Genomic DNA, 14,533 nt, shown 5'->3' with positions numbered 1-14,533 from the left:
GTGTTTTTCTTGGGATGGGTTGGTCTACCACTCAATACATACGAACTTTTTAATATAGTGATTTCATTATACGCTAAAACTAGCCATATTAGCCCATTTGATCCATATCTACATACGAACTGTTTTACCTAAGCTTATTAAAATAATTTAAATCTTCTATTTTTATAACCTTATTTTTACGCGGCTTGTTCTCACAAATATACGACCCTTTTTGCAATCTTAGGAAGAGTCAATAATTCAAATTTTTGTGGCACTAAAATAGGAATTTCTTTAGTTACAGCAAGGTCTATTTTTCCGTAAGTAAAAGTGTTTTACAATTAATTATTAGAATGAAAATATCATACTTGGCTCTCAAGAAATTTCCTCTTGTGCAGTGGTAAGGTTTGGAGAAAAAGATTGGCTTGGCAACGATAATTTACTAGACTAAAGTTTATATTAAAATACAAAATGGAGTTGCGGGTATGGAATCTGGTTTGGATCACAATTACAATAAAATACTTGATATATTAAAAGGTGCTATTAAAGGCGACGATAATCAAGTTAAAGCGAGAAAACACCTTAGAGTAGAAAGATGGCTAAGGGTTTATATTCAATTAATTGAAGATTTTGATGAGGGAAAATTAAAATTTTTCTCTGATATATTCTCTGATAATTCTTGTTGGGATGGAATAAAATTAAAAAATAAAGCTGTTGGTGAAAGGCTAACTGAAGAAAAAAATAAAAATGGAAAAGAAAATCCGCTTGATCTTGCAGATAGATATTACTTGGCATGTAAATATTGTCTAGAAGATAAGATTCCTGGATTGTTTGAACAAGTATTTATGAGATTTAAGAGAAGTGCCTTTGAAGAGGATGGATCTGATGATGATCTGAGAAGAGAATTATTGGAAAATATCGAAGAAACTAGCCCTATAGAAGCTTTCTGGTCTTTTCTTATTGATAAGCAGATTGGAAAACTAAACGAATATAAATCAGTTGAAGGTTTGCAAAAATCCATACAGATAAATTCTAATAAAAACTGGGAAGAAGGTATAGAGTTCTTCTATAATAAATTGCACAATGATTCCAGTATTTCTAGTCAAGATAAAAATAATTTGTTAATTGAAGCAGCTTTATCTGCAGTAAAGGGTTACAAAGAAGTAGAAACCATAGAGTTTTGCCTGTCTAAAATGGATGATGAACAAAAGAAAAAATTACTAAATAGAGATTATAAGGAAAATACTTATTGTGCAGTATTAAGTGAACTGATCGATGAATACTGCTTTGACTCTTTTAAGAATTTATTTAACTTACTTGAATCTAATGGTCTTTCGTTCGAGCAGTATGGGGTTATCCTATCATCATTATCAAAAAAGATGCTTCTAAATTCAGATTTAGCTGAGCAAACTAGAGAAACTATTATGTATGCTTGGAAACATAAAAATTTTGAAGAGTGTAGAAAGTCTGTATTTAAGGACTACTCTTTTATTGTAATGGTAACGAATTTAATAGCAGAATTAAGAAAGGAAAGTCCAAGTAATGAAAATAGAAAGAAGGAAATATCAGGAATATTGGAGTGTGTTGAACATACACAAGTTAAAGAAATGCAGGATTCTTTAATAAATAGAATGAGTGCAGTGCATGGAATTGGTGAAGAGCAATTTACTCAAGATCAACAGCTGATAGAACAGCTCTTTTCTGAACTAGATAAGTCCTTTAAGCACAAAAAAGAGGATCCAGTTGTTCAAGGTAATGATGGGGCTGGTGAACCATCTGGTTTACCACAATCAAGTTTTAGCCTGACTGATACCCCGTATAACGTAAAATCTTCAAGCCATAGCAAATAGGAGATTATATGCCAAATATTACAAAGCCACTTGAATTGGTGCAGCTTCTATTGATAGAAAATACATCAAGGGAAGAGTTTTTAGATTTTCAAAAAAGGTTTCAGTCATTTATTGATCAGTCTCCTTCTTTCTTACACTCAGTTGGAAAGGAAGGCTTTTTCCCTAGTTTCTTCTTTGGCGCTTTTGCCACTTTGTTGGATTCAGATCTTGCTGACTTTGAAGATGTTAAGGTTAAGGAAATTCACTTTCGTTTTGATGATCATGGTACTTTAAAGCTAGCTGTATTAACTGAAGATTCTAAGGCAATAAGTGAAAAATTAATCTATATTGCAGTATCCGATAAAAAGAATCATAAACCAAAATTTGATCCAGAAGAATTGGCAAATATACATTCAAGATATGAAAATCTCAGAGAAACTATATATAGTATAACAATTGAAAAGGAAAGAAAGGTTGCTTGTGACGTGACGGAAAATCCTAAAGTAGGTCCTTATGATTCAGAACAGGCAAAAAAATTTACTTTAATAAAAAGCAAAAAAGAAAACTTAAAAGATTTAATTGGAGGGTTAGCAAATAAAAGCCATGAGCAGGTAATGAATACAACTGAAAAAGTGCTGAAATATATTACTGATGTCTACAATGAATATAAAGGTGATAAAGGAGTTAAAAAACAATTTGAAGGTAAAGAATCAAGTTACCATGGCTTTTTAGCGGGATTCTTAATGAATTTTAAATATCGTTTTCACCTAAAACTTTATCTCGAATTATTTGCTGGAAAAGGTTATGCAGACATTATTTTACTTGTACGTGGTTCTGATAAGTCGCTAAGCTCTATTCCCATGATTATTGAGCTTAAAGCAAAAACAGATGAAAAGAGTACAGCACAAAAAGCAATAGAGCAAGCGCAAGATTATGTTAAAGGCTACTTTTTCAACTCCATTAGAATGGTTACTACAGCTAATAAAGCAGTTTGTGTAGGGTTAAATTTTGAAATGAACCACCATCCTAAATATTTACTTTTTGCACAGCAATTCTTGAACAGAAAAGGTAATTCTGTAATAGAAAAGTTACTTGGCACTGAAGCAGCGAATGCTGAGGTGATAAGAACACAGCTAGAGTATCTTTACTATGGAATTGTTTGGAGCAATGGTGGAAGTGATAATATTAATTATGTCAGCAGAATGATCTTAGGTCAGCTAGTACTTATTTCTAATATTATTAAGCGTGAAAAGTTAGGTAAACATATTTTTATTTATGATCAAAATGATAAAATGGTTACTGGATCACAGAAACGCCCAGAAGCAGCAAAAGAAAGTATTGAGGATTGTGTTACAACTATAGTGCTAACTTTAGGTAAGAAGGTGCTTATACTCAACATAAATGAAAAAAATGAATTTGCATTGAGAGTGCCAGATAATAAAGGAATTCCTATTGAAAATATTAGGGGAATTCAAAACGTCAATGACATAAAGATACAAGAAATAACCTGTAACTTATACAGTACACCTAGTAATAAGAATCCATTTGATCAGTACTGTAATAAGAATAAGGGAATTACAGTAAATACGTATGACTCATTGGACAAATACAAAAGAGGTAAAGAAATTTTACAAGGTAATTTTACTCGAATTGTGGAAAATAAAAAATTTAAAGCAGCTTTGAGCAAAGCTATAGAATCTGGTAAATATGATGATTACAAAAAACTATTTGAAGAAATTTCTCATATACTACATCCTTTCAAATCATTAATAAGCAATGAGGCTACATTTCAAGCTGTATTGCATGGTTTATTTAGTAGCTACGGAGAAGATAATATAAAAGTTATTACTGAATTTCAAATAGGTGGTGGAGAGAAGTTGGATGTTATGTTGGTTATAAATGCTACTGATCAAAAAAAAGAATACCCCCCAGTTGGAATAGAGCTAAAATTTGCTAAGAAAGGAGAATTGGATAAAAAAGAAAAAGATGCTAAGGACCAGTTGAAAAGATATAAAGAAGGTGAAACGTATAAGGTAATTACTGATGCTGGCAAAGTGAAACTGATATATGCTGTTTTTAATAAAGGTGCAACAGATGAAGGTTCCCTTATAAAAATTGGTAATGAGTTTGTAGAGGTAGATGTAAGACATAGCTCTGTGGTTGCTTTTGGTCAACAGCCAGGTAGTCTCCAACAACCTTATGTTCAACAAGCAGGTCTATCTCGAGCAGTTAATCAGTGATCTAGTCTTAAGAAATAGTCATCTTAAGTAGGTTATGCTGTCGAGAAGTTTTGTGACAAAGTTATAGAAGGAAAACAAAATGATCCTGATACGAGTACATGGAGTGCTGTTAAAAGTTCGTTTTCCGATACATTTATTACTAAGCATAATATGAATTACATTTATAGTAATCAATCTCCAGTGAATTCCTTAGATAGCTAAGAGCTAAAAGTATGTATTGTGTAAATAGTTACCAAGGCTGGAAGGTTTTGAACTTTTTTTCACAACACTGATGTTCTTGCTAAAATATTTTTGAAAAAGTTAGTTGACTTATAAATAATTCTCTACTAATACTGGCATGTGTTTGTTTATTCTGCTGAAGTGGCTCCGCAGGTTACTGTATAAGCTTCAGCAGTTTTTGCACTCCTTTAAAGCATAATCCATCATGCTCTTATAGTAGTGATATCAAATATAGGTCTTAACCATGTTAATTTATAGTAAAATTAGCTCAAATTTGGAGTCATAAGCAACTTTTAACCTATCTACATACTCCATTGTTACTCACCATAAAAACTTAACAAAAGCTTAACAACATAAGTAGTAAAAAGATTATGGTTGTTGATTTAATGTTACATATTGCATACAATATATTATGTATCTTAGCTTAAGGGGTAAGTATGGGTGAATCTAACGGGATAGTAAAATCTATCATCAATCTACTAAAACCAAAATCCAAACCAGAACCATCTGATTTTGAATATGAATCCATTATAGAACATTTATCATCTAAAGAGCATTTATTAAATGAACTGATGAATGATATGTGGTACTCAGGAGATTTACCATCAGTTAGAAACTATAATGAACCATCATCTTTAATAGATAGCAAACTTGCACTAAGAGAACAGGTTTGTATTTGGTCTGCTCTTGAGTATGATCTCACTCCAAATCAAAAGAAATTAAATGAAGAGTTATTCAAAACCCTAGAATGTTTAACTTCTTACTATAGCTCATTTGATAATACTGAATCTCTTAAGAAGTTTTTACATGATAATAAAAATAATAAAGATTTAAAAGTAATTCTTAATCTCAAAAGAGGAACATCTGAGTCAACAGTACTACATGCGATTGCAGGAGCAAAGATTGATGAGGTCTGTCCCCTAGGAAATCGTGCTATAGATCTACTTTTAGATGCAGGTTCAGATCCTAATATAAAGAATAATGCAGGAAAGACACCATTACACCTTGCTGTTGCTATAGGGTATGGATATAGCATAGACTCTCTTCTCTCTAAAGGTGCTAACCCTAGTATAGTAGATAGAAAAGGAAGAACTCCGCAACAAATAGCAGTTAATAATCATCGCTACGACATTGAAGTGTTCTTTTTAACTGATAAACAGAAAGAGTTGATGAGAGAATTGTATAACTTAGATAGATTTGATTTAGACTACACTAAAAATTTAAAGAAGTTTTTAAGTAAGCATGAAGGAGACTTAGATTTAAAAGTGGTACTGAACATTCGTAACGCAAGAGGTGAATCAGAATTGTTTTCACATCTTGATGGTTGTTGGGACAATGAAGATGGTATGAAAGAAGCAAAAAAGATCTTGCTAAAGATGGGAGCATTAGATTATCGTGTAAATATTGATTATCCTAGCAAAAAGAAAGAACAGATCAGCACTCTACTTGTTAAATTAACTTTACAGCAGAAGGAAGAGCTGCATAAGTCTTTTTTTGATAAGGTATTTTATGCTCAAAACATGGTTGAACTTGAAAAGATTGTAAACGATGCTATAAAGTCTGGTGTACGATTAAACTATTCTCTTTCACAAGATTTCTTTTCAGGTAATGAGTACACTTTTACCGATTATGTGATGAAAAAAATCAGTGAGTTGGAAAAAAATCCTAAAGTTGCTAGTAGTATAATATGTCAATTAGTATCAAAAGGGGCAGTGTTTGGTAATACAGTTGATGCTAACACACTGACATCAGAATTTAAAGAGCATAAAACTAACCTAAAAAAAGCTTATAGAGATTATATTAGCAATTCTCATAAATTTATTGAAATCGCAAAAAGTGCAACCAATAGCGAGCTAAAAGATGCAAGAGTAGACAACTCCGTTTTTTACTTAGAATATTCTAAAGATAGTAAAATAGACATTATAAAGATAACAGATGGGGTAAGGGATTTAGGTCTAACCGATGGAGATGTAAAGTGTGGAAGAAATATAGTAAAAATCGGTAAAAGTGAAGTAGAAATTAAAATTGAAGATGGCATAAGGAATTACACAGATCTTACAGAAGGTAGCAGTATAGTATTAACTTTCTATACTAGTTTAGGAGAATTAGAAGTTAGGTTATATCCTGATGAGAAAAATGAAAATTGGATAAAAGTAGAGGTGAGTGAAGAAGGCCTACTTCTACTCGATGAAATAGAAGATTGCAATGAAGGAATAGAAAATTATGAAAAAATAGGGCAAAATTGCTTATTGGGAGGTTTATCAGTTATTGAAGCCATAGACCGAGGTGTTTTTGCTAGATCTGGTGGATTAATTCGTCCTGAAGTAATAAGCGAGTCTAACAACAAATGGACAGAACGTGAAGAGTTAAGAAGGACTCCTGATCCTAGGAGAGAAGTTTCTAGGTAGATTAATTTGCCAAAAAAGTTAAAGATTATTATTTAAATATAAACTTCTATAATTTATAGATTTTGGATCATTTTCTACCACTGTTGCATCCAGTATGCTAGAATCTTCATTGTTTATATTGATATTTTCATATAATTGATTCTGTAACATTGATTTACTTTTCTATATCAATCTCAACATCTTTTGGCATGGCCCTTTTCTGTTGCTTTTATAAATCAAGACCGTAGAATTTCTCCAATTGCTCACTCCACAGCATCGGTATTTCCCTCAAGTTAGCTAACTTCAAACTCCTTGGCTGCCTCCCATTTACTATGTCTTCTTTAATCTTTGGTGCTAAATAGTTCAATCTCAAAATTTGCTGTATACGTCTTGTACCTATATTAATTTTGGCACTCAGCTCTTTCACACTTTCGTATTTTCTCTCTTCTAGTTGCCGTTTCCACAGATGGGCTCTTACCACTGCTTTCAGTAATGCATTGTTTGTTTTCCCCTCTGGCTCTACTACTGTGCATTTATTTCCTTTCTTCTTTATTGATATAAATTTTTCCTCCGATTCAGAATACACCTCTATTCCATCCTCTCTCACCAATACTGCTTTTATTAACTTTTTCACTGCTTCTTTCTGTTTTCCAAAGCTTAAATTTTTCCACTCTTCCACTTTTTCTTCCCAATTTTCATACAGGCGCTCAGCTCTCTTCATTACTTCTTTTTCTACTTCTCCTGCTATTACATTTCGGTTTTCTGATTCACAACTTTTTCCCCTTAAATGATTATTGCATACGTAATATCTATACCTTTTATTCTCTTTTTTTGCGTACGTCAGCGTCATATTTGCATTACAGCTCTTGCACTTAATTATTCCCTTTAGCAATGCTTCCTCGTATTTCGCCTTTCTATATGGTTGATTCTTTATCAATTCCTGCGCTTTTTGCCATTTTTCCTCTTTTATTATTGCTTCATGCTTTCCCTCATACTCTTTCTCATAATGTCTTATCTTTCCCATATATATCGGATTTGTTATTATTCTTCTCACCGTCGCCTTTTTAAAGATATCTGATTTTGTTCTGTAACCTTCTCTATTTAACTCCCTTGCCAGTTCTGCAATTGACTTCAGCTCCAAATATCTTTCAAATATGTGCCCTACTATTTTCGCTTCTTTCTCATTTATTATTAATTCCTTATCTTTCACATCATACCCAAGCGGCAAAGTTCCTCCCATCCACAATCCCTGCTCCTTTGATGTTGCTATTTTATTTTTTACTCTCTCTACAATCATTTCTCTTTCTAGCTGTGCTGCTCCTGATAACACTGTTTGTACGAACTTTCCCATTGGCGTATTATTGTCAAATATCTGTGTTACTGCTACAAAATTTACTCGGTGCCTTCTAAAAAATGATGTTACCTCTATGCTGTCTTTTGTTTCTCTCGAGAGCCTATCTAGCGTATATACTACCACACAATCTACTTCTCCTCCTTTCACGTCTTCAAATAACTCCTTTATCGCTGGTCTTTCTAAATTTTTTCCTGAGAAACCTCCATCATCGTACCTTTTTGCCAATGCTACCCATCCTTCTCGGCTTTTTATATATTTTTCACATGCTACTCGTTGCGCATCAAGACTGTTAAACTTTTGTTCTAGTCCATCCTCATTTGATTTTCTTGTATATATCGCACACCTTACTTCTTTTAGCATTTTCTCCTCTTCAGCTCCCATTTTTATCACGCATTCCAAATAATAAAGGTCCGTTGTAGCTCATTCCCATTATTTTCCCCGCCACTGCTGATAATGACGTATAAAATCCTTCTCTGTAGATTAAACCCTTGTCTGTTACCATTACCGCATGCGTCTCTTCTCCTCTCTCTAGTATTAATTCTGTTCCTTCTACTGGCAGTTTGTCACTACTTATTCTTTTTCCCTTCTCTAGTCGATCTGCTAGATACTCTAGTCTTTTTGCTCCTTTTCTTGACATTTTTCCATACGCTTCCTCCTGCATTCTATAAGCTAATCTCGGTATCAGATATTTCTTTGAGTATCTAGGCGCCTCTTCCCCATATACCTTCTTCCATATTTTTCTCAGTTCACCCAAAGGTTTTTTCTCTAAATTCATTACTTTCTTTTCTATTTCTTCCTCCATATTTTTAGCCTTTCATAAATAACTTTTCAATTCTGTCTGTTTCTTTCTTTAATACCTCGGTTATCTTTTTGCTATTTTTCGCATAATCCATCGCTGTCATTCCAAATTTATCCGCTTGCTCTATTTCTCCTCCAGCTTTCACTAGCTCCTCCACTATTTCTTTTTCACCTACCATGCACGCAAGGTGTAGAGGTATGCATTTATTTCCATATTCCTCAGCATTTACATCTGCTCCTGATTTTATCAATTCCCTCACGATTTCTAGACGTTTCTCCGTTACCGCTAGGTGCAGTGCTGTATATCCTCCTATATCTGCTGCATTCACATTCGCTCCTTTTTCGACTAATAACTTCACTGTTTTTGCTTCTACTGCATAATGCAGAGCTGTTCTTTCCTTTTCGTCTCTTGCATAAATACTTTTAAATGAGTTCTCTAATAATTCTTTTGCTGACTTATTAAATTTGCCAAGCTTTAACATAATCCACCTCACCTTTTCTTTAAATTTAAATCCCTCTTTTAAGCATTCCTTTTCGCTACCTCATCTATCATTTCGTTCACTTGGTTCATTATTTTGCTTGCTAAATTTTGACATTCTTTCTTTATTAGCGATTTGTCTCTCTTCCTTATTTCTTCTATCTCTATTATTTTTAACTCTGGTAAATAACTCCCATTCAACATGTCTGCTATTTCTCCCACTAGCCTCTCTATTCCATAGCAGGTCAGTTCTCTACTTTTTGTTACTCCACCTTTTTCTCTTAAAAATTTACTTGCCTTTTCACTCTCTTTGCTATCACATAGACGATACTTTTCACTTTCCCAGATGTAATACATTGGCGTTGCACCATATTTATTCAGTTGATTAACCTCAGCTCCTGCTTTTACTAGCTCTTTTATTATTTCAACTCCTCCTATTTTGCATGCAGAGTGGAGTGGCGTACATCCAGTGACATATTGAGTGGCATTTACTTCTGCTCCCGACCTTAGCAGCACTTTTACATTTTCTAAGCTTTTCGCAAATACTGCACAGTGTAGTGGCGTATAACCATTTTTATCTCTTGCATTAACCTCTGCCCCTTTTTTTATTAATAATCTCACTGTTTTGTAATCAGAGATTTCTACTGCTTGATGCAAGATCGTCTCTCCTTCTTCATTTCTTTTATTAATGTTTTTAAACCCGTTACTTGATACTTCTTTAAAAAACTTACTCTTGCTAAAACTCATTTCATACCTCACAAAATTAGCTTTTCTAGCGTCAGATAAATTTCTTATATTTACCTGCTGCTATTCAAGTCATGTCCTTTTTAGCATGAGAAAGCAAGTCCTTTTCTTTTTATTTCATATATTTTAACCTATTATTCATATAATATATGAGGATCTAAATATAAGTATTTAACTTATTACACATATTGCTTGACTATTTTTCCAACTTCTGTGCAAATGTCTATGTTCGTGCCACTTCAGTACTCCAAGGTAAAATACTAAAATGTGCTTTTCTAATTCGTGTATTGAGTCTTTTTGCTCTGAATCTAAGTTGTTTTTATAGTAAACGTTGTGTTCTGCTAAACCGTATCTTATGATCTTCTGATCGGTGTAATTTTCTACTTTGTAATCATGTATAATGCTGAATCTTTCTAAAATTGGCTTGTGTTTTAAATTCCAACGTTGCCCTGAAAGTTTATCGTTTCCCAATACAAATTTATTTCCTTCTTCTTCTATGCTACCAACCGGAAAGCACGCATTTGTTTCTCCTAAGTTCCAACTGTCCGATAATATAACTTGCGCTTTCGCAAACTTAATTGCCGGTAATAAGCTCTGTGGTAGCGGATATAGCGCTTTTAAGTTGTACCACAAATGATCTCTTTCATAGATGCCTTTATAATCCCTTGTGTGAGGCTCGGTTTCTCCAAGGATTGCTACATCTAGGCGATATATATCATTGCTTAAAGCTCGTTCATAATGATCGCGTAGATAGTTTTCTATAATCCTAATAACTGGACCACTAGACCTGAAAAATTTACTCTTCCAAATGATAACACTGGTCCATCTTTTTCTATTTTTACCCCTGAATAATCAGAAAGAAGATCTCCAAATAAACTCTCATCCAATATAAATCTCTGCACATTATAATTATCGTTAAAAATCCTCATCAATCTGGATCTTACAGGCAGTGATAGTTTTGCCAGCTCTACTACTGCATCTACGAAGAAGTCATTTGCTACCTCTTTTATCCCTACTTGCAACTCAAAAAAGTGTTTACCGGGTGGTTCTTCGATGATTGTAATGTCTTCTATATTTGCCCACTTGAGTGCTATTTTAAGTGATTTAGGTGTTCCTCGCAGTCTTTGAAATTTTACTCCTTCTACTACTGCTTTTCTTCTATCTTTTACCCAGCGTAGTATTTCTTCTAAACCATATTCTTCTATTATCCACGGCAATGTTTCTTCTTCCAATCTAAATCTAAATCCTCTAATATAGCTTGGATCTACTTTATAATCTATCGCATCTACTAGCGCTTTTTCCTGTTTTGTTGCATTTGGTGGCAGTAACATTAATTCAACTCAATCTTTAAATTTCGCAAATTTGCACATTCATTTCCTAGCACTACAACATCTTCTTTTGGCTCGATTAATTCCACATTTTCTACACCATCTACAAATAGATTCGCTATTATCCATAATCTTGTCACACTCCATCCCAGCCTTCTATTTGCTTCAAACTTCTCAATAAACTGCTTCTTGATTTCCTCCTTTGATATTATAGGACTTATACTCATTCTGCTGTGAATATCTATTTCCGTAATATTGCAACCTATCACTGTTACTGTATCTGTTAAAACCCTTATATCATCTCTAGTAACTTGCTTTCTTACAACTTCAAGTAGCTCTTCTGGCAGTGTGGATAATTGTGTTGATAAAATCGAGATCTGTACTTTCCCTGGTATAGGTGATTCTACTAGTGCATCTTTTACTCTACTATCTGCTGACAGTGCATGATATTTATAATATTCCTTACTTCCTCCTGTTGACCAACCTGCTATTTTTGCTTTTACCCTCTTTCTAAATCTTTCATCCTCTTCTTCTTTTTCTCTCTCTACTCCATAAAATTCAGCCAAATTATCAAGATCTTCTCCCCTTGCAAATTTCAGTAAATTACTCTTTACTGCTTCGTTCATCCTTTGTCTGAGCAAAAGTTCTCGCCAGGCTGCTACCTCCAGAATCTTTATCGCTGGATCGGATTCTACTAACGCTGAAAAGGTTTCATCTCTACACACTAACTCCTCCTTCATTCTGGAAAAGATTTCCTCATAGCTTAGTTTTTCAATAATATTAGATGTCTGCATTTCTAAACAACTATTCCACTAATACCTATGAATTTGCCTTCTGAAAGATACATAACTTCAAGCACAAGAGTCATTTTTCCTTCTTTAGCTTCAGCAATCTTTACTTTTTCTAACTTAAATCTCTTTTCCCATTTTTCCAGTGCTTCTGCTGTTGCTGCATAGATTTCCAAAGTTAAATCTCTATTTATTGGCTTATCCACTAACTCAAATAATCTCGACCCATAATCCCTTCTCATGATCCTACTGTTAACAGGAGTGGTCAGTATATCAATTATTGATTGCTTTAAGTGTTCTAAACCCTCTAGTTCTTTACCTGTTTCTTTGCTCATTCCCTTCATACTGGCTCTGTAAAAACATCAGAACTCCCTCTAATTACTTTAAACCCACATGAAACTATATCTTCTACTCTTCCTATACCAAGACCATTTGCAAACACTGTTTTTGATCCTTGAATCATTACTTTTCCTTCACTAAAACTGTCTCCTTGTCTACATATTGACTTACCGTTTACAAAAACATTATTACTTCCGCTAATGCAGAAATGTGGTATAGCTTCTCCACAGTAGTCTCCTAACCTCACTATTCCTTTGTTCAATTTAAGTCGATCCTTTTTGCTTTCAGTTTTATTCCACTTTTTGTCATTTCTATGCTCGATTCCCCAGCTTTCAGTGTTATTTTGTCTACTACTTCAATCTCTAAATGATGTTTTCCCTTATCATATAACAATCTTGTTCCATCTTGAAACTTCATACTATTTATTTCTTTTTTATTCTCTGGTGCAGAGTATTTTTCCTGATATATTCCTCCTAATACCACTCCTAATGATAGTTCACCAAGAGGAGAAAATACCATAACCTGTTCATCGATATCTGGTGGAGACCAATCTCTATCTTTTCCTGCTTTACTCGTTATCCACGGCAACCAATCTGTTATAAATTCTCCTATTTTCACTCTTACTTTTGCTTTTTCATAATCTATTTCTTTTACAACTCCTATACGAATGATATTCGCTACTTTTCTCTGTAACTCTGCAATGGCAAAATTATTTTCCAACATGCATTTCTCCTACTGCTATTTTATGTGGCTTAATTTTCCCCTCTTCCCATACTGATTTACCTAAATGAAGCTGATGACTCCAATCAACCATCCACACCAAATATGCATCTAATTCGGGTCTAAATCCATCAGGCTCTGCAGAGAGAAATTCAGCAGGAGAAATATTCTTTACGTTCCAAGTATTTTTATTTACTACTCTTGCTACTTCTGCTGCTAATGACCTTACAACTACCGAGGAATCCTCGACTGTTCCATCAACTACAATTCGTGCTTCAAATTTTGCTCTCAACGCTAATTCTTCTGTTCCTGGATCATGTCCTTTTTCAAAGCCACTAAGTTCCACAAATACTGCCGGTGCTATCAATTCTTTCCTTATTGTTGGATAAATTTCGCACGTCTGTATTGCTGGTATTTCTCTCTTCAGCGTGGTACAAATTTTATCATGTAAATCTTTCCAGAACTTTGTCATGCATATAATTTAACTCATGTAATGTATAAAATATTTTTCAAATACCTTTTCAACTTCATAATTAACAAGATTTTCTATTATCCTTGAAGCCTCTGGTTTCAGTGACAATTTAACTTCCTTTATTGGTAATGCTGTTCTTCCTTCACGCTTAAAAATACCGCTATTTCCTTTTGGCATAACTGCTGCAAATCCTCCTATAAACTCATGCTTTCCTACTTTCGATCCTCTTCTTGTTTTTTGTATTTTGCCAATTGCCGATGCTCTAATGTCATAGAGATTTGCTCTAATTAACACTTCTAATCTGCTAGTTTTCGCCTTAAAAATTCTTAATCTCTTTCTTATCAAACTTAATTTTATCTTCTTTTCCTCACTGATTTCCTTAGCTGCTTGCGCTTTTAACCATAATGCCGTTTTGTTTAGTGCCTTTACCATTGCTAATTCTATTTTTCCTCTTTTAGCATTTACACTTTCTATTACCTCAACTTCTATATGAATAGACATTTTACACCCCAGACGCTTTTATTTTCCACGTTATTCCAGACTTGTCTCTAAGTGGCGGTGAGTGTACTTTATATCTTCGATCACCTATAACAAAAACATCTCCTACTATTGGCTTTAACACATCAAACGCACTTACTTCTAACGCTAAAGTTTCTTCCACAAATTGTCCTTCACCAATCTCGTATAATTTATCTGGCTGTTGCTTTAATACTTGTACCATGTATGACTTATCCTTTGATTTATATAAAGCCACTTCTCCTAAATGGGCAAAACAATCTTTAAATAATCTCTTTATATTCTCTTGCACGTTTCTCCGCTATATACTAACATTTATATGCTAAGAAGAGGTAAAGCATTCTT

At 33.7% G+C, this 14,533-nt stretch carries 15 protein-coding genes and 1 pseudogene; 3 read left to right on the top strand and 13 right to left on the bottom strand.

Features of this window, described 5'->3' with window-relative positions:
* Window positions 1-461: 461 nt before the first annotated feature.
* The 3 genes from AAGD50_RS03150 to AAGD50_RS03140 all read left to right on the top strand — a co-directional run bounded on the left by AAGD50_RS03150 (window position 462) and on the right by AAGD50_RS03140 (window position 6,672).
* On the top strand, window positions 462-1,826 hold the full coding sequence (locus AAGD50_RS03150) for a hypothetical protein (protein WP_341810134.1): 1,365 nt from the start codon (window positions 462-464) through the stop codon (window positions 1,824-1,826).
* Window positions 1,827-1,834: 8 nt separating this feature from the next.
* Window positions 1,835-4,045 (top strand): hypothetical protein, encoded by a 2,211-nt coding sequence (locus tag AAGD50_RS03145; RefSeq protein WP_341810133.1) that lies wholly within the window; start codon window positions 1,835-1,837, stop codon window positions 4,043-4,045.
* A gap of 656 nt (window positions 4,046-4,701) precedes the next feature.
* On the top strand, window positions 4,702-6,672 hold the full coding sequence (locus AAGD50_RS03140) for an ankyrin repeat domain-containing protein (protein WP_341810132.1): 1,971 nt from the start codon (window positions 4,702-4,704) through the stop codon (window positions 6,670-6,672).
* Between the two features lie 18 nt (window positions 6,673-6,690).
* Here the strand turns inward: AAGD50_RS03140 and AAGD50_RS03135 are convergent, their stop codons facing one another.
* From AAGD50_RS03135 to AAGD50_RS03075, 13 genes and pseudogenes are all read right to left on the bottom strand, one after another.
* Entirely contained in the window at window positions 6,691-6,822 is a 132-nt protein-coding gene (locus AAGD50_RS03135; RefSeq protein WP_264686477.1) for a hypothetical protein, read from the bottom strand.
* 58 nt (window positions 6,823-6,880) lie between these two features.
* A complete protein-coding gene (locus AAGD50_RS03130; protein WP_341810131.1) occupies window positions 6,881-8,365 on the bottom strand; it encodes a recombinase family protein in 1,485 nt (494 codons plus the stop codon).
* 10 nt (window positions 8,366-8,375) lie between these two features.
* Window positions 8,376-8,807, bottom strand: coding sequence for a DUF2924 domain-containing protein (locus tag AAGD50_RS03125; protein WP_341810130.1), 432 nt, complete (start codon window positions 8,805-8,807; stop codon window positions 8,376-8,378).
* Between the two features lie 4 nt (window positions 8,808-8,811).
* A complete protein-coding gene (locus AAGD50_RS03120) occupies window positions 8,812-9,285 on the bottom strand; it encodes an ankyrin repeat domain-containing protein (protein ID WP_341810129.1) in 474 nt (157 codons plus the stop codon).
* A gap of 38 nt (window positions 9,286-9,323) precedes the next feature.
* Complete coding sequence (locus AAGD50_RS03115) at window positions 9,324-10,028, bottom strand: ankyrin repeat domain-containing protein (protein WP_341810128.1); 705 nt, start codon at window positions 10,026-10,028, stop codon at window positions 9,324-9,326.
* A 168-nt stretch (window positions 10,029-10,196) separates the two neighbouring features.
* Window positions 10,197-11,356: pseudogene (locus AAGD50_RS03110) on the bottom strand (phage tail protein).
* On the bottom strand, window positions 11,356-12,147 hold the full coding sequence (locus AAGD50_RS03105) for a baseplate J/gp47 family protein (protein WP_341810127.1): 792 nt from the start codon (window positions 12,145-12,147) through the stop codon (window positions 11,356-11,358). Before AAGD50_RS03105 ends, AAGD50_RS03110 begins: the two are co-directional and overlap by 1 nt.
* Before the next feature lie 2 nt (window positions 12,148-12,149).
* Window positions 12,150-12,485: a GPW/gp25 family protein gene (locus AAGD50_RS03100; protein ID WP_341810126.1), complete on the bottom strand. Its 336-nt coding sequence runs from the start codon at window positions 12,483-12,485 to the stop codon at window positions 12,150-12,152.
* On the bottom strand, window positions 12,482-12,742 hold the full coding sequence (locus tag AAGD50_RS03095; RefSeq protein ID WP_265014515.1) for a PAAR domain-containing protein: 261 nt from the start codon (window positions 12,740-12,742) through the stop codon (window positions 12,482-12,484). The genes AAGD50_RS03100 and AAGD50_RS03095 overlap by 4 nt, the downstream gene beginning before the upstream one ends.
* The gene (locus tag AAGD50_RS03090) at window positions 12,739-13,203 is read right to left on the bottom strand and encodes a phage baseplate assembly protein V (protein WP_341810125.1); all 465 of its coding nucleotides are present in this window, start codon (window positions 13,201-13,203) and stop codon (window positions 12,739-12,741) included. Before AAGD50_RS03090 ends, AAGD50_RS03095 begins: the two co-directional genes overlap by 4 nt.
* Window positions 13,190-13,672, bottom strand: coding sequence for a hypothetical protein (locus tag AAGD50_RS03085; protein WP_341810124.1), 483 nt, complete (start codon window positions 13,670-13,672; stop codon window positions 13,190-13,192). The genes AAGD50_RS03090 and AAGD50_RS03085 overlap by 14 nt, the downstream gene beginning before the upstream one ends.
* 9 nt (window positions 13,673-13,681) lie before the next feature.
* Window positions 13,682-14,173, bottom strand: a complete 492-nt coding sequence (locus AAGD50_RS03080) for a phage tail protein (RefSeq protein ID WP_341810123.1) — start codon at window positions 14,171-14,173, stop codon at window positions 13,682-13,684.
* Between the two features lies 1 nt (window position 14,174).
* Complete coding sequence (locus AAGD50_RS03075; RefSeq protein ID WP_341810122.1) at window positions 14,175-14,480, bottom strand: hypothetical protein; 306 nt, start codon at window positions 14,478-14,480, stop codon at window positions 14,175-14,177.
* Window positions 14,481-14,533: the final 53 nt, after the last annotated feature.

Source organism: Wolbachia endosymbiont (group A) of Apotomis capreana (genome assembly GCF_964027025.1).
GTDB lineage: Bacteria > Pseudomonadota > Alphaproteobacteria > Rickettsiales > Anaplasmataceae > Wolbachia > Wolbachia pipientis.
Note: the sequence above shows the minus strand (reverse complement) of the source record. Positions and strands in the feature narration are given on the sequence as shown.